The sequence below is a fragment of the Paenibacillus sp. fava2 genome (genome assembly GCF_058313675.1).
In genome coordinates this window covers 710,751-727,500 of the sequence record NZ_CM177755.1, presented here as the reverse complement: position 1 = coordinate 727,500, position 16,750 = coordinate 710,751, and the positions used below count along the sequence as shown (strand labels likewise).

Sequence of the window (16,750 nt, the reverse complement as noted above, 5' to 3'; positions counted from 1 at the left end):
ATAGCTCTGTTTTTGAGTATAGATTGTCCCATCAACACTACTCCTGCTTATGATGTTGTCAACTATACTACCATAACCTTGATTTCTTTTATATACCTGACATGCTTTTTCCGGAAATTATGCTGTTTTATGCTCCAGCCGTTTGGAAATCAGCGACAGCAGGTAATTGACAACGAAATACATCAGGGCCACCATGATCAGAATCGGAATGGTATAGCTCTCCTTCTGACCCATAACAATCTTCGCATTATGCATCAGCTCCGGCAGCGCGACGATCGTCGCCAGCGACGTATCCTTAAGCAGCGAGATGAACTGGCTGACCAGCGGCGGCACCATATGCCGCAGCCCCTGCGGAAGCACGATATGCCACAGGGTCTGGAAGCTGCTGAGACCGGACGAGCGTGCGGCTTCAATCTGGCCTTTATCAACTGCGTTCAATCCCCCGCGCACAATCTCGGCAATCATCGCAGCTTCGAACACTGTAAGGGCGGCGATCGCGGCGGCGGTCAGCCCCATTTTGATCCCTACCTCCGGCAGCGCAAAGCGCACGAAGAATATGATCAGCAGCAGCGGCAGGTTACGGATCAGCTCCACCAGAAAGAACATGACCGGTGAGAGCACCGGAACCTCCGCGTAGCGGATCACACCGACAACAACACCGATGACAAAGCTCAGAATAATCGACACAAACGCCACAATCAGCGTGATATACAGGCCGTCCATCAAAAAGCCTAAATTAGCGGGCGAAAATGCACCGGCAAAATCCATACTATCCCTCCTCAGGTGCTTTCGTTCTAGTACTTACGCTGCAATCTGCGTTCCCATACCCGTACGCCATAGCTCAGCGGCACAGTGAGCACCAGATAGAATACCGCTACAAAAATATAAGTATCGAACGTGCGGTACGTCTCCGTGGAAATGCTGTCTGCGAAGTACATCAGGTCAAATCCGGCGACAATCGTCAATACGGACGAGTTTTTAATCAGGTTAATGAACTGGTTGCCCAGCGGCGGTATTACAAGCTTGATGGCCTGAGGCAGAATCACATTCGTCATGGTCTGGATATAGCTCAGGCCGGATGAACGCGCCGCCTCCATCTGGCCCTTGGGGACAGCCATAATACCGGCACGGATGGCTTCGGCAATGAATGCCGAGGTATATACCGCGAGCCCGATTGTCCCTGCCGTGAAGCCATCGAGTGTGAAGCCGATTGCCGATGGCCCGTAATAGAACACGTACACTACGAGCAGCAGAGGAATATTGCGCACAAACTCAACATAACCCGTTCCGAACCAGCGCAGCCCCTTGACCGGGGTGATGCGGAAGACGGCGATAATGGCCCCGAGCACAAAGCTGCCGATCAGCGCCAGCACACTGGACAGCACAGTTCCCCAGAAGCCCTCCAGATACAGGCTGAAATAATCCGTTAATATCGAAAAATCCATCACTCTCACCTACCCTTGCCTGCAAAATAATAGTTAGTGCTTATCCGTTCCGTACCTGATGCCTCTCCCTTTTTACAAGAAGAAACGGCAGAGCCGTCCTTGTCCAGGCCGGGTACCGTTTCGCTGATTCCTATAGGCAGAACGCTGTCAGACTTATTTCGCCGGAGCTTTACCGATCCACTTCGTATAAATGGCATCATATTCGCCGTTAGCCTTCAGTTCAGTCAGTGTATCATTGATAGCCTGAACGACATCGGTGTTCCCTTTTTGAACGGCAATGCCGTATGGCTCATCGGTGAACGGCTCGCCTACAACCTCATAGCCTTCATCCTGGGCAGCCATCCCGTAGAGGATCGCATCATCCGTAGTCAGCGCATCCCCCTGGCCGGCTTTCAGGGCTGCGAATGCATCCTGGTAGTTATCGAATTCCAGCACGGTTACGCCCGGAACCTTTTCTTTAATATTCTTGATCGAAGTGGCACCCTTGGAGCCGAGAATCTTCGTATCCTTCGTTACACTTTCAAGTCCGGTGATCGGGCTGCCCTTTTTAACCAGGAGAGACTGGCCGGCCTGGAAGTATACGTCGGAGAAGTCTACTTCCTTCTTGCGCTCTTCTGTGATGGTCATTGTAGCAACAACCATATCAATCTCGCCGTTGTTCAGCATCGGAATGCGCGTCTTGGACGTTACTTCCTTCAGCTCAATCGCATTTTCGTCACCCAGGATGTGCCTCGCAATCGCCTTGGAAATATCGATATCGAAGCCTTCCACATTGCCGGAAGCAGGGTCTTTAAGCCCGAACAGCCGGGTATCGTACTTCACACCGACCAGCAGCTTGCCGCGTTCCTTGATTTTGGCGATTGCTGCGGAATCTGCGGATTCCCCGGCAGCATTGCCGCCCGCCGCAGCGGAATTTCCGGCATTGTTGTTATTGCCGCAGCCGGCAATAACGAATAGTGCAGCAACCAGCAGCAGGCTTACCCATTTGATGCTCTTGATCTTGATCATTTCTCTTCCTCCCCGTAATCTGTATATTTGGTTAATGGCTTAACACACGGCTAAGAAACGTACGCGTCCGTTCTTCCTTGGGACTGGCAAAGAATTCTGCGGGTGCCGCTTCCTCCACAATCTGCCCCTGATCCATAAAGATCACCCGGTCAGCAACCTCTTTGGCAAAGCCCATTTCATGTGTCACGACCACCATCGTCATCCCCTCACGGGCCAGCGTACGCATAACATCCAGCACCTCGCCGACCATTTCCGGATCAAGCGCCGAGGTCGGTTCATCGAACAGCATAATCTTCGGCTTCATCGCCAGCCCCCGGGCAATAGCGACGCGCTGCTGCTGTCCGCCGGACAGCTGGGACGGATACGATTGCGCCTTATCAGCAATCCCGACCTTCTCCAGATAATACATGGCGGTTTTCTCCGCCTCAGCCTTCGATTGGCCAAGTACCTTTACTGGTGCCAGGGTAATGTTGTCGATCACTTTTTTGTGCGGATACAGATTGAAATGCTGGAACACCATCCCGATCTCCTTGCGCAGCTTGTTGATATCCGTTTTGCGCTCATTTACCGTTATTCCGTCAACAGTCAGCCCGCCGCTGGTTATCGTCTCCAGCCGGTTGATGCAGCGCAGCATCGTGCTTTTACCGGACCCGGAAGGGCCGACCACAACGACTACTTCCCCCTCACTAACATGCAGGTCAATATTCTTCAGCACATGGAAATGCCCGTAATGCTTCTCTACCTGATGAAAATCAATCAACGACAGTCCTCCTTTACAAGCTTCTCAAGTTACAAGATTCTGAAAGCCGTTCTTTGTCAGCTATGGTAACACTTAAAACACACCTTACTGCGGAGACTACCAAATCCTACATTATCCTACGAATTACTGTAAAATTTCATGTCACTTTCTTTTCTGAAAGTGAAATATTTCATTTTCTTTTTGCCCCAATTAATGTTTTTTATCGAAATGGTGTGACTTTTTGTGACCTTTTCTCTTGTAAAGCGAAAAAGACACCTCACGGTGTCTTCTCCTTGCTCCCATATACAAAAATCTTTACAACAAAAAAAGATGTCAGCAGCCGTTCGTGGCCTCCATGACATCTTCAGTACCGTTCTTTTTAGAAGAAAAGCTTGCAGATAACTCCGGCCAGCACTGCGCTGATCGGAATGGTGATGAACCAGGTCACTACAATCCGTCCCGCAACTCCCCATTTAACGGCAGAGAAACGCTTGGCCGAGCCTACCCCGAGAATCGCTGAGGTAATGGCATGCGTGGAACTGACAGGCAGATGCAGCAGTGTAGCAGTGAAGATGACGGATGCGGCAGACATGTCCGCAGCGAAGCCGTTAATCGGCTCGATTTTGAAAATCTTCGTACCCATCGTCTTAATGATCTTCCAGCCGCCGATCGAGGTACCGAGGGCCATGGACGTTGCAGCTGCAATTTTAACCCACAGCGGAACCTCCATCGTATCCAGGCGTCCCGAGGTTACGAGTGCAAAGGTGATAATCCCCATCGCTTTCTGGGCATCATTCGTACCATGTGTAAAGGACTGCAGCGCAGCCGTTATGACCTGCATCGAGCGGAAGCCTTTGTTGACGGTATGCGGGCTGCGCTTGGCAAAGATCCATTTCAGGATCGTCATTACAATATAACCGATCACAAAAGCGATCAGCGGGGAGAAAATAAGCCCCTCTACAATTTCAATAAAGCCTTCCCACTTGATATGGTCAGAGCCTGCTCCGACATACACCGCACCGGCCAAAGCACCGATTAGAGCGTGTGAGGAAGAGGAAGGAATCCCGAACCACCAGGTGACCAGGTTCCAGATAATGGCCGCAATCAGCGTCGCAGCTACTATATTGATCCCGTTATCCAGCAGGGTTGGATCGGTAATGCTTCCGCCGATTTTTTTGGCTACCCCTGTAAACATCAGCGCCCCGACAAAGTTCATGACTGCTGCAAGGATGATAGCGGTACGCGGTTTAAGCGCACGGGTCGAGACGGAAGTGGCGATTGCATTCGCTGTATCATGGAAGCCGTTGATGAAGTCAAAGGCCAGTGCAAGAAAGATTACAAAACCCAGCATGAATAATGATGTTTCCATATCTTAGAGCCCCTTATGAGTTGCGCATGATGATCGATTCCAGCATGTTGGCTACGTCCTCGCATTTATCCGTGGTCGTCTCCAGACGCTCGTACAGCTCTTTGCGCTTGATCAGCTCAATAGGGTCCTTGACCGTTTCGAAAAGATGTTTGGTGCAGATCCGCAGCACTTCATCACCCTGGTTCTCCAGGTCGTTCAGGCGGATGGTATATTCGCGGATCGCCAGCAGCTTCTTCTGGGAAAGCAAATGAACCGCTTTTTGAATCTCATAGGCAGACTGGCGGAGAATTTCGGCAAACTGCACGATATATTCATCAGCATCCAGCAGGTTGTACATATAGAAACGTGAAGCAGAAGCCTCCAGACCGTCCATCACATCATCCATGCTGGTGATCAAATCCATAATATCGTCACGCTCAAGCGGAGTGATGAACGTCTTGTTCAGCTCCTTGATGACTGTATGCGTGTAGGTGTCGCACTGGGATTCGTATTTCTTCATCACCGAAGCAAACGTATCGATATTTTCCCGGAGACTGCTGATGTTCTGAGCGAAGTAATCAGCTGACTGAACGATTGTATCCGCCATATTTTCCAATGTCTCAAAGAAAATATCCTTCTTTTTCAACTTCATTTCCTTTAAACCCCTTTACATAAAATTGCCGTGAGAGTCCGGAATGCCATCCAAAATGTAAGCAGCATGAAAATGGATGACAACCCTTGTTATCTTATCATATCCGAACTGGGGATAGAAGAAAAAAAGCGAACTTTTTTACGCTATATTAACATTTTCCTCGAACTTAGATGACATTTCTTTGAACCGACATTTTTCGTTCACATTCATTCCGGAGTTGATGATGCCGTGTATTCTACATGACTTGCAAAAGACGGGCTGTTCGGCACGATCAGCACGTGGGTGATTCCCGGATACATCAAGGCTTCGGTTCCATCGTTTTTCACAAAACGGATCATATCGTCCGGCTTCCGCGCCCACTTGCCTGAAATGACGGTTCCGCGCTGGAACAGCAGTGCCTCTCCGCCCAGCTCGACATCAATCTGCAGCCGGCCGACATCGTCCAATACCTTATGGTCTGCCCCAATCACCATAATATTAGCCGCTTCCACCGGATTATTATTATTCAGATCCAGATGTGCCTTACCGTTGACCAGGCGCGCATAGGTCCGGCGCTCTGTGTCGTAGTTATAGCCTACCTTATAGCTCTGCAGCAGAAAATGAATATCCAGCTTCGCAGCCGCCTGTCCCTCCGTAGGCAGGTAGTCCGGATCGGTGAACATGTAGGACGGAACCTCGATGCTGCTTGAATAGCCCAGCTTCTCAGCCCCCTCCAGCAGCTTTGCTGCATTGCTGTAGAGGTTATGCGGCGCCTTCCGCTCCTTATCACGCCAGAAATAAGCGCCGGCGTTTCCGATCTCGTCCATATCCGCCTTCTTCTGCCGCTGGAGAATGGCATATGCCGCGGGACTTCCTCCGGCATGCACCGTTACTGCGCCGTAGCTCTCGCCGAGATCGATCAGATACGGGCGGATGCTGCGGACCGGGCCGATTTTGACTACGCCGGTGTGGCTCTGAAAAATCCCGATCAGCCGCGTAATCCCGCCCTCCGCAAGAACCTCATAGAGGACGTCCGCTTCACTGATGCCCGACTGCGGCCGGGCGGCCGGCGCGTTGTTAATCATCACCGCGAGCGGCCGCGCCAGGCTGCCTTCCTGCACCGGCAGCCCGGTTAATCCGGACAGCTGCCGCACCGGGGGAGCCGTAGTCGGCGAAGGTTCGGGCAGTTCACTCGGCTGCGGCGATGCCGTCACCACTGCCGTCGGAGCCGCCTCCGGCGCTGTATTTCCGCCTCCGCAGGCGGAGAGCAGCATTGAAGCAAGCATAAGCCCGGTGAGTAACCGGGTTGAGTTGCGGTTTACTTTCATATACTTCTTACCTCCTAAGGTTTGAGCTGCATTTTTTAATACTCATACTAGATAAATACAGGGATAGGGGCGGAGGGGAATTTTGGATATCTTCTTCCATTTAAGCACAGCCCGTCCCCTTTGTCTTGAAGGAGACACAAAAAAGGATACAGCCTCTATATCGGCTGTATCCTAAGCGGATTTTATTTAACGTTAATCGACCATCCAGCAATTCAGGCTTAAGGTTCCGTACTGATAGGCCTGAATCATCAGCTGCGCCTGCCTGCCGGTATCAGCCGTTCCCATGATATAGAACAGCGGGACGAAATGCTCCTTGCCATAGGACGGAACGGCGGCCCGCACATGCGGCGCCTTCGTCTCATAGGCGAACAGTGAAGGCAGATCCCAATTCTGCAGCCCATCAGCCAGCCAGGCGTCAAACTCCAGTGCCCACGCCTCAGGCTGGTCATCCTGCTTCAGCATTCGCAGATTATGGACGAGTCCGCCGCTGCCCAGCAGCAGAATCCCTTCCTCGCGCAGCGGAGCAAGCATTTGTCCGATCTTATATTGCTCCTTGGGTGAACGCAGAGAATCAACGGATAAGGCCACGACCGGAATGTCGGCCAGCGGGAACATTTTGCTGAGGATGACCCATACGCCATGGTCGAGCCCCCGGCCCAGAACCGGCTGGTGCGGAAGATTTCCTTCACTGAAAAGCTCAGAAATCCGGCTGCTTAACGCAGGATCACCAGGGGCCGGATAGGTTAGCGAATACATCTCTTCCGGAAATCCATAGAAATCATGCTGCGCTTCATGCTGTGCATCTACTGTAATCAGTTGTTCGGGACTATCCCAATGTGCAGAGAAAACTACGATGCCCCGGGGCTTCCCCAGATCCTGGCCAAGGCGCTCCAGAAAACGGGTGTATTCGTTATCCTCCAGTGCAAGGAGCGGTGAGCCGTGCGCAATGAAAAATGCCGGTAATTTCATAGGAGCCTACCTCCATAACCCAGTATATGGTCTGCCCCTTTATTCTACCGCTAATTGGCACGGAATGCGAACAGCATACTAGATCATCCAGTTCTGCCATTCCTGCTGCAAATGCTCCTGCTGGTTCATCCATTCCTTGGTCCGCTTCAGCACCTGCTCCTGCGCCGGTCCGGACGAGAAGGTATGGTCAGCCTGGAAAATAATCTCCTTGTCGCAGCGCCCCTCCGGGCGGGTCCAGAACAGCTTCTGGTATAGGAATGCATAATCTACAGGAATGACATCATCAGAGGTTCCGTGGATAACCAGCACATCCCCGCTGAATTTACCCGCCTCCTGGAACGGCTGGAAGGCCGCCAGGGAATTGAAATACACCGGTGTAAAGGAATAGCCGGCATAATCTGCAGCGCCTTCCTTGACAGAGCGGTCATAGGCTTCCCTGCCTACGATCTTTACAATATCATTGAACGGATACCCGACCGCGGCCCATAACACCAGATTCTTCACCCGGCGGTCACGGACAGCCGTCAGAAGCGCTACTGCCCCGCCCAGGCTGTGGCCGATCAGTGTAACGCGCTGCGGGTCAATATCTGCAGAACCGATCCCGTAATCCAGCACTGCGCGGGTCTGGGCTATCAGCGACTCGATGTCCTGGCTGCCGTAATTCCCGCTGCTCTCGCCGCAGCCTGCATAGTCAAAGCGGATAACCATGTAACCGTCCCGGGCCAGCTCACGCGCAGCCTTAACAAAGATCCGGTCCACACCGATCCGGTTGCCGACGAACCCGTGGCAGATAACGGCCAGCGGTACCCGGTCCTTGCAGCGTCCCGTGGCTCCCTTTTCCCGTGATGGATAATGTATGCTCGCTGTAAGCTCTTCCTGTTCATACCGGATTACAATATTCCGCTCCATTGCTGTATCCTCCTCTTAAAGAAACGCCGCTCCAATGTATTATAATTCCGATTAACTTAGTATGATTAATATCTTTATTATACTTTCCCAAGTCCTTTTGTCAACAGTATTACACTAATGCAGCCGCCAGACAAGAATAGATTCAGTGAAGCTGGGGGGGCGCCGGCCTACACTAAAAAAACCTCTTCCGCTCTATTGAGCACAAAGAGGCTGAAGCATTACGCTGCTATACTCAATCGTAGCTGCTGTGAAACATATCGTGGGTCTCCTGACGTCCTTCCCAATCCTCGAAGCCTGTTACTGTATCCTGACCTGCAGCATCCCACAAGCTATAGCCGTCAGAGGCTCCCCAATCGCCGACTCCGCTGTTCTCTGCAGGCGCGAAGCCGTCACCGCTAAATGTCCCTGCCTGTTTTTTGTCCTCATAACCCATAACGTTACCTGCCCCTTCCTTGTAGCCCGATTTGTGAAGCTAATCACAAGCTTAGTGTTTACTCTTCCAAAATAGATTATTCATACCAGGCAGAGGGTTGTCCTTGCACACAGCAGCCGGGCAAACGTATACTCTAGGTTGAAGGCTTTTGTGCTTACCCGATACCTGGAGGTTTATAACTCGGCTATGAAAGTTAAAGCTATGATGAAGGAAAATAATGCCTTACGCGAGCAGATGACACCGTTTAACCGTTCTTATTTTGAGGATATGATTCTGGCCATGCGGGACAGCCGCGTGGAACGGGTCCGGGCGGAGGAGCACCTGCTTGAAGCTGCCCGTCTGCTGCTGCAGGGCCAGAGTAAAGGCAGAAACGCCAAACAGATCTTCGGGGAGAACCCGGAGGAATATTTCAAAGACATTATGGACAGCGTTCCTGCACGGCCTGAACGCAGCAAACTGAACTATTATCTGATGATTGCCTGGACGGCATTAACCCTGATGTTCTCCGTGCTGGCCGTCGGCGGGCTTATTGTGAAATGGAGCGGAAGCTCTGCGGACCTGTTCAGCAAGATCAGTGTATTTACGCTGATTCTCGTAGGCTTGGGCTCCATTGTGCTGATGGAGCTGCTGATGCGCTGGATGTCTTCCCTGTCCGAGAATGACACACCGGGGTTCAAAACCTTTAATATCAAGGCACTTGGGATCTACATTGCTATAGCCGTTGTCGTCATCTTTGCCGGCGCCTTGCTTGATAATCTGTTTCCTGTCATTACGGTCTCGCCTTGGGTTAGCCTTGCTTTAGGCGCAGCCGGAGGGCTTGGGCTGAAATTCATATTTCTCAGATCATAGATTTCTTATTCTACTCCGACAATTACAGGGGGTTCTTCCATGAAGAAGCATAACATTCTACTGACAGCACTGGCTTTCATTATCGGACTCCAGGGAGCCGCCTTATCCGCTTATGCTTCAGGTGCACCGGCTGCCGCCTCTAATACAGCAGCCACAGGCATCAGCCATGCCCAGGCAGTTTACCAGTCTGCCCTGCCGCTGCTGGCAGACTCCGCCAAGCTGCCCCAGGCGATTAAATATTTGAACAGCAGCATCTATGCGGTTACCCCATATCAGGCTACCGTTCTGATTCTGAAGCTGGAAAATGTCCACAAGGCCGGGCTGAAGGTATGGGAGAGCCGGTTCAGCAACAGCACTGTACAGCGCAAGCTTGGCACCATATACACAACCGGCGCCAGCATGGCTAAGCTGGCCGAGAGCACGAATGACAGCACTCTCCGAGCCTTGCTCAAGAGTGCCGGGGAGAGCGGATATAAACTGGAGACAGCAGAGGGCACTTATTTTCCGGTGATCGATTATGCCGCCTACCGCAAATATAAGCTGTACGTGACAAGCGATATCCGGGAGTATATTACGATTATGGCTACCGAATCCGATCTGCCCTCGTCCAAGGATAACGGGCTGGTCATCGGCTGGTCCGAGGTAGCCGGACGGGCGCTGAGCCAGGAGCAATTCATCAGGAACCACCCCAAGTCCAACCGGATAGCCGCGGTCAAACAGCTGTATGCCATGTATGAAACCGACACCTTCTACGGCCAGAATAACACCCCCCTGTTCCACTATGACAATCAGGAGATGGATCTGGAAGCCCAAAAGGCCTACAGCAGTTTCCTCACCCGGAATACCGGCAGCAGCCCCTTCCTGGAGAAGCTTGAGGGCTTTATGAAGCTGCTGAAGGAGAACAGCTATAAGCTGAATGACGCCGTCGAGAACTACCGGAAGGCAGAGGTTCCGCTGTCTTAGACCTGTGAGAATTGCAAGATTCATAGACTGACTGCATTAATCCGTGAGCGCTTAAGGGCTGCAGCAAGCATAGCGCCCATGCAAATTCCAAGCTAAAAAGGCCCGCACTGCGAAGAGCTCTCCGCAGGCGGGCCTTTTTAGCTGTTTCAAATTAAACGTTAGATCAGCATATTGAACAGGTTCGGCTCCTTGTTGATTTCCGTATAATCAACGCCCTTCTGCTTCATCCGCTCAATCAGCGGCTCATAATCCTCCCGCTGGAACAGCTCAATGCCGACAAGGGCCGGACCGTTTTCCTTATCATTCTTCTTGGTATATTCGAAGCGGGTAATATCATCATCCGGACCGAGCACCTCAGCCAGGAATTCCTTCAGTGCACCGGCACGCTGCGGGAAGTTAATCATGAAGTAATGCTTCAGCCCCTCATAAATCAGCGACCGCTCCTTGATCTCCTGCATCCGGTCGATGTCGTTGTTACCACCGCTGACGATGCAGACCACCGTCTTGCCGCGGATCTGATCCCGGTACATGTCCAGTGCCGCAATCGGCAGCGAGCCGGCCGGCTCAACCACAATCGCGTTCTCGTTGTACAGCTCCAGTATAGTCGTACATGCCTTACCCTCAGGCACCTTGACCACATCATCCAGATGACGGGCACAGATATCATAGGTCAGGCCGCCGACACGCTTGACGGCAGCGCCGTCCACAAATTTGTTGATCTCATTGAGAGTAACCACTTCACCGCGCTCTATGGCTTCACTCATGGAAGCAGCTCCTGAAGGCTCTACGCCGATAACCTTGGTTGCGGGGCTTACGGTTTTGATATAAGTGGCTACACCAGCAGCGAGACCGCCTCCGCCGATGGTAACGAACACAAAGTCCGCGGGCTTGTCCAGGTTCTCCATAACCTCCATGGCTATTGTCCCGTTGCCGGCAATAATCCGCGGCTCATCGAACGGGTGTATCAGCGTCATACTATAATCAATGCAGGCCTGCAGCGCTTCGTCATAGGCATCATCAAAGGTGTCCCCTTTGAGAATGACCTCGACAAATTCGCCGCCAAAGCGCCGGACCTGCTTAATCTTCTGATTGGGGGTCGTGCTTGGCATAAAGACCTTGCCTTTAATGCCGAGCGCTTTGCAGGAATAAGCCACACCCTGCGCATGGTTGCCTGCACTCGCACAGACAATGCCCTTGGCCCGGTCCTCGGCAGACAGGCTTCGGATCATATTATAGGCTCCCCGAATCTTGAAGGAGCGGACAATCTGCAAATCCTCGCGTTTCAAATATACATTACAGCCGTATTTGGCCGACAGCACCGCGTCCAGCTGAAGCGGTGTACGGACGATTACCTCCCGCAGCACATGGTGGGCCCGCACAATATCTTCCATTCCTACGATCCGGTCTTCGCCGTCTCTCATCAAGTTCCTCGCCTCACTGTTTCTATCTAAAATTTATGCTTCTTGTAACATACTCTTCAAATGCCATTTTATCAAGTACTGTCTCCTCCGGGCAATACTCCGTCTAACTTCTAGCAGAAACGGCTGCGTAAGTAGTAGTGGTAAAGCATATCATTTCATATTATTCACAAAAAAAACCAGCCTCGCGCCCCAGGCAGCAAAGCTGGTTACAACTATTCCTAAGCCTTAAACCGGGACACGGCCTCCTGCAGCCGTGCCGAGCTGTTCTTGATATCTTCCATCTCGGCTACAATGCCGCCTGATTTGCTGATAATCTGCTCCGCCTGGACAGCAATGCTGCCCGCTCCCGCAGCTCCCTCATTCGTTGCGATGCTGGTCTCCCCAATGGCCGTGAGCATGCTCTGGATGGAGGCAAGCAGCTCCTCGGAGGTTGCGCTGAAATCAGTCACCAGCTCCTCAATATACCGGGCATCCTCGCTGTACCGCTGACCTGTCTCCTGCATGGAATCGTAGTCCCTGAGAACCTGGTTATCCATGAAGCGCAGCATCCTCTCAGCGCCTTCCACGAGCCCTTCGACAGCTCCGACTACCGATTCTGTAACATTCTGAATCTCTGAAACCGTCTCGCGCGAGGTATCTGCCAGCTTGCGGATTTCCTCGGCGACCACAGCGAATCCCCGTCCTGCCTCCCCCGCTCTCGCTGCCTCAATCGATGCATTCAGCGACAGCAGATTGGTCTGTGCAGCAATTTCCAGAATAGCTCCCGACAGGAGCCGGATCTGCTGAATGGACCCGGATTGCTCGATTGCGCTGCGCAGCTTCTCTTCACTCTCCCCGTATACCCTATCTGCCTGCATCCGTGAAGCGATAGCAGCCTGCTTCAGCCTGTCAGCACGTTCATTTATCCGGCTGGCCGCCTCGGCGCCTTCCTGGGCTTTGCGGGCAATCCCGTTCACCGCATGCTCGATTTCATTCGTACTGGCATTCATCTCCTGCATGGAAGCCGCTGTCTGCTGCAAACCAGCTGACAATTCCTCCGTAATCGCCGAAACCTCCGAAATGCCGCCGTCGAGCGCAAATATATTTTGCTCTGTATTGTCGAGCGCCTTGGAGATACTGCCGGAGCTCACTTTAATATCCTGAATCAGCTTCTGCTGGGATGAAATCATCTCATTAAAGCCATCGGCCAGCACACCAATCTCGCCTTTTGCCGTTACTCTCGCCCGCACCGACATATCACCGGCCATCGCCGTCCTGAACGCCGCAGTCAGAACAGGGATCTGCTTCAGAATACTATTAGAGACAAAATAGAGCAGAGCGGACATTACAGCAATTGCAGCCATAACCGAGATAAAAAAGATCAGCTTGAACGTCTGCAGAACCTTTTCTGCATCCGCCCGGGGAACAATCAGCGCGACCGACCACTGGTTCTGAACGGCAGGAGCATATGACACATAACTGTCCGTACCATCAATACCGGTTGTAATCACGTTAGCGCCCCACTGGACCATTTTGTCGCCGACCGTTTTCCAATCCGGGCCCAGATCACTCATTTTCTTCAGCAGAATATTATCAGAATCCGGGTGATAGATGAACGTTCCTGTCTTATCAATCAGAATGGCAAACCCGCTGCCCTTATAATTAAAAGCGCTCAGCGCCTGCGTAATTTGCTCTGTCGAAATATCTACGCCTGCAACCCCGATCAGCTGGCCCGAGTCGTTCTGAATCGGCGCTGTCACACTTACGACCATTTTGCCGGAGCCTGCATCAATATAAGGATCGGTTACCGTTACCCTGTTGTTGCGGGCTGTAGAGGTATACCAGGTGCGCTCCTTCATATTAAAGTCCGCCGGGGGCTCAAACTCAGCCTGTGTAATGACCTTATTCACCGCATCCAGCCCGATATATACGTTAAGCAGATTCTTGTTGCTGTCCTTAATGAGGTTAAGGGTTTCGATGAGCTCAGTGTAGCCCTCGGTAGTTTTAACCGTGTCAGCCGACTTCACCATACCGATAAAATTCCGGATGTAGCTGTTGGCATTCAGCAGCTCAACACTGGCAGACGCCGGCTGGAGCAGATCATTGACCTTAACATTGATCTCCTCCTTCTCGTACGACAGCGCACTGCTCAAATCCTCTACGATGATCTGCTTGGCATTGCTATAGATAACTAGAGCCACAGCAACAATAATAGCAACAACAGAAGCAATAACGGACAAAAACAGCTTGCCCCTGATGCCCATATTGCGGACCGGTTCAATCCATGCCTGAAACACAGAGACCGGCTTCGCTGCCTTCTTTAAATGATCTGCGGTGAAGTCCCCCTGCTCCTCCACAGCTTTGAGTGCCAGCCTCTGCCCGTCCCCGCTCTTTTCTTCTTTCTTTTTTCTTAGTGCCATAGGGCTCCCCACCTTTAATCAATATGAGCCGACAGTACTCTCTTCTGAATAAACCAGCTGTTTTCGACTTATTTCAGCTTATTTCTGCAAAAAAACTCTTTATCCCTTTACCGTTTTACATTGAGCTGTGAAATAACTGTGTCCATGTCAGGTTTTTTCAGAAAAACGCAGCATTAAATAAACAATTTCATGTAGAAAATGTCCAGTATTAGCTGAATTGTCGGCAAAAACGGATATATCAGCGAATGTCATGTGAGGTTTAATGTCAGGAGGGTATTGGTGTTATAGTACTGAGGATCATTGATTAATCAGATTGGGGAGTGAAACGCAGAAAAAGAGGATGCAGCTGCGGCAGTGGCTAATCTAAAGGTTGTGCATGACATTTTGCCGCAACTAACCAAAGAAATCTTAAAATTCTGGAGATGCCGCTTAGCTGTAGCTCAACTGCCGTGGCTGTTCCGTCCAGCTGCCTTCGCTGGTATGGGATTTGCTGCGCAAAGCTTCCATCGCCCGTCTGAAGCAATAGCGGTTATATTCATTTATAAGTTCATCGAGTACCATCGACTGATGGAGCACCACGGGATGTAAGAGATCAAATTGCTGTTCAAGCTTATTCAGCTTATAACGCGCTTGCTCAATGCTGTGTTTCATACACTCTGAATCCTTCACCTTTTATCCCTCCTTTTTATAGTATTGTAAAATAATATGCGTTACTCTATGTGAAACTTTTTTCAGATAAATAATAAAATTTTCAGACAAAAAAAGGACCAGCCGGTGGCTGGTCCTTAGGCAACTCCAATTACAAACAGCCATGGATATTGTTCGGAGTTATTGGGCTTGCCTGAGATATACCGGGAACGACTACTGCCAATAACAAACTACTTACTACTAATAACCCTGCTAATTTTCTTTTCATCCTGATCAAACCCCTTCTTCATTGAATTTTGGTATTGCCGCTGTATATCAAATGATGCGTAATCCCGGAATTGTTCAAACAACCGCACAAATGATAGTATGCGGGCTTCGTTATTGATAAACCTCGCCTTTTCCAAACCAACCAGCACATATCGGAAACCCTCACAATATAGCTCATTCCATAGATAGTAATAGGCTAATTGATAGCAGCACTCTGCAGATTCTTCATCTATAATTTGTGGTGTATATATGCCCGCAGGATCCGACTGCAGCGAGAAATAGGACGTGAGCCGGGACTTAAACTTCTCCAGAATAATATTTATATCAAAATCGAATCTATTTGCAGCCTTTGTAATATTCAGAATTCCTATCAGTATTTCTTCTTCATCACTCTCAATTAATTCTGCATATTCATGTAGGACACTCTCATTTCCAATCATAAGCTTACCTACGAATATATTCGCTTTAGCCCAGCCCTCGAATAGCTGGACCCATCTCAACGTTTCTTCATCTCTGTCCTTCACCCAGCTCAAATCGGCATATCTATAGGCGTATTCAAGCGCCTCTTCATATGCTCCCCTTGCATCACAGACACCGCCGCGCAGCAGGTCTGAAAACGCCGAATATGCAAACAGGGGCCGCTTGAGCTTATTATAAGCCTCTCTCTCAACCTCTGCCTGAGAGGCAAATCTAAGCTGTATTTTAGCCTTATTGCCAAGCTCTGCAGCAATTTCATCAACCTTATCCCAGCGTTGTAACGACTTGTATGTATTAGCCAACTCCCTGAGGGCATCCAGCTGATCCAGCTCATCGAGCCTTTCCACAAAGGGCTCAAATTGAATTGCCGCCTGAAGGTTATTCTCCTGATTATCTCCCAGCCGGAGCATATACAACCGGTACTGGCAGAAGGCCAGACGTTCCGAATGCTGTCTCCGTTCACTTGCGGCAACACACTCATAGAGAATAGCAGCGGCCTTACACTTACCGGTAGTAAAGAATTCTTCTGCAACCTCAAACAAAAGCGGTGAGTAGGTCAGATTGTCCAATAACAGCTGTACTGACTGGCGAATGCAATTCAGGCAGTCCAGCTCTGCACATCGGAACAGAAAGGGTCTGATTCTGCGCCAGTTCGGTACGGTCTCTACGATACATTCCTGAATATAATGCTCGTAGTAATACCCTTCCGGCAAGCCCAGCACCCTTGTTATCCTGTCCAGCTGGTCAACCGCAAGCACCCTGCTCCCCTTCATCAAGGAGCTGACCGTTCCGGCATTAAGGCCTGCTCTCCTGCCCAGCTGACTGAGATTCAAGCCCTCACGTTCAATATAATCTTCCAGCTCGCTGCGAATCGTGGTTGTATAGATCAATTAACCACCTCCTGAAGGAACACCGG

16 protein-coding genes are annotated in these 16,750 nt (G+C 50.9%); 2 read left to right on the top strand and 14 right to left on the bottom strand.

Annotated elements, in window-relative coordinates:
* Positions 1–117 precede the first annotated feature (117 nt).
* From AC4G46_RS03320 to AC4G46_RS03275, 10 genes are all read right to left on the bottom strand, one after another.
* Positions 118–768 carry an amino acid ABC transporter permease gene (locus tag AC4G46_RS03320; protein WP_068725991.1) on the bottom strand — a complete coding sequence of 217 codons (651 nt, stop codon included), beginning with the start codon at positions 766–768 and terminating at the stop codon, positions 118–120.
* Between the two features lie 26 nt (positions 769–794).
* Entirely contained in the window at positions 795–1,448 is a 654-nt protein-coding gene (locus AC4G46_RS03315; protein ID WP_491126675.1) for an amino acid ABC transporter permease, read from the bottom strand.
* Positions 1,449–1,598: 150 nt separating this feature from the next.
* Positions 1,599–2,453, bottom strand: coding sequence for a glutamate ABC transporter substrate-binding protein (locus AC4G46_RS03310; protein WP_491126674.1), 855 nt, complete (start codon positions 2,451–2,453; stop codon positions 1,599–1,601).
* A 31-nt stretch (positions 2,454–2,484) separates the two neighbouring features.
* Complete coding sequence (locus tag AC4G46_RS03305) at positions 2,485–3,213, bottom strand: amino acid ABC transporter ATP-binding protein (RefSeq protein WP_221803929.1); 729 nt, start codon at positions 3,211–3,213, stop codon at positions 2,485–2,487.
* Between the two features lie 358 nt (positions 3,214–3,571).
* Positions 3,572–4,561: an inorganic phosphate transporter gene (locus tag AC4G46_RS03300; protein WP_491126673.1), complete on the bottom strand. Its 990-nt coding sequence runs from the start codon at positions 4,559–4,561 to the stop codon at positions 3,572–3,574.
* Between the two features lie 13 nt (positions 4,562–4,574).
* Positions 4,575–5,192 (bottom strand): DUF47 domain-containing protein, encoded by a 618-nt coding sequence (locus AC4G46_RS03295; protein ID WP_491126672.1) that lies wholly within the window; start codon positions 5,190–5,192, stop codon positions 4,575–4,577.
* Between the two features lie 206 nt (positions 5,193–5,398).
* Positions 5,399–6,499: a DUF3048 domain-containing protein gene (locus AC4G46_RS03290; RefSeq protein WP_491126671.1), complete on the bottom strand. Its 1,101-nt coding sequence runs from the start codon at positions 6,497–6,499 to the stop codon at positions 5,399–5,401.
* 192 nt (positions 6,500–6,691) lie between these two features.
* A complete protein-coding gene (locus AC4G46_RS03285; RefSeq protein WP_491126670.1) occupies positions 6,692–7,468 on the bottom strand; it encodes a DODA-type extradiol aromatic ring-opening family dioxygenase in 777 nt (258 codons plus the stop codon).
* 78 nt (positions 7,469–7,546) lie between these two features.
* On the bottom strand, positions 7,547–8,377 hold the full coding sequence (locus AC4G46_RS03280) for an alpha/beta hydrolase family protein (protein ID WP_491126669.1): 831 nt from the start codon (positions 8,375–8,377) through the stop codon (positions 7,547–7,549).
* A 232-nt stretch (positions 8,378–8,609) separates the two neighbouring features.
* Positions 8,610–8,810, bottom strand: a complete 201-nt coding sequence (locus AC4G46_RS03275) for a hypothetical protein (protein WP_491126668.1) — start codon at positions 8,808–8,810, stop codon at positions 8,610–8,612.
* Between the two features lie 186 nt (positions 8,811–8,996).
* Here AC4G46_RS03275 and AC4G46_RS03270 point away from each other — a divergent pair, with 186 nt between their 5' ends.
* Positions 8,997–9,659, top strand: coding sequence for a DUF1129 family protein (locus AC4G46_RS03270; protein WP_491126667.1), 663 nt, complete (start codon positions 8,997–8,999; stop codon positions 9,657–9,659).
* A 39-nt stretch (positions 9,660–9,698) separates the two neighbouring features.
* Positions 9,699–10,622, top strand: coding sequence for a hypothetical protein (locus AC4G46_RS03265; RefSeq protein ID WP_491126666.1), 924 nt, complete (start codon positions 9,699–9,701; stop codon positions 10,620–10,622).
* Between the two features lie 158 nt (positions 10,623–10,780).
* On the opposite strand, the gene ilvA is transcribed toward AC4G46_RS03265, so the two are convergent.
* The 4 genes from ilvA to AC4G46_RS03245 all read right to left on the bottom strand — a co-directional run bounded on the left by ilvA (position 10,781) and on the right by AC4G46_RS03245 (position 16,667).
* Entirely contained in the window at positions 10,781–12,043 is a 1,263-nt protein-coding gene (gene ilvA / locus AC4G46_RS03260) for a threonine ammonia-lyase IlvA (protein WP_491126665.1), read from the bottom strand.
* Positions 12,044–12,261: 218 nt separating this feature from the next.
* The gene (locus tag AC4G46_RS03255) at positions 12,262–14,442 is read right to left on the bottom strand and encodes a methyl-accepting chemotaxis protein (protein WP_491126664.1); all 2,181 of its coding nucleotides are present in this window, start codon (positions 14,440–14,442) and stop codon (positions 12,262–12,264) included.
* Between the two features lie 429 nt (positions 14,443–14,871).
* Positions 14,872–15,111: an aspartyl-phosphate phosphatase Spo0E family protein gene (locus tag AC4G46_RS03250; protein WP_491126663.1), complete on the bottom strand. Its 240-nt coding sequence runs from the start codon at positions 15,109–15,111 to the stop codon at positions 14,872–14,874.
* Between the two features lie 209 nt (positions 15,112–15,320).
* Entirely contained in the window at positions 15,321–16,667 is a 1,347-nt protein-coding gene (locus AC4G46_RS03245) for a transcriptional regulator (RefSeq protein ID WP_491126662.1), read from the bottom strand.
* Positions 16,668–16,750: the final 83 nt, after the last annotated feature.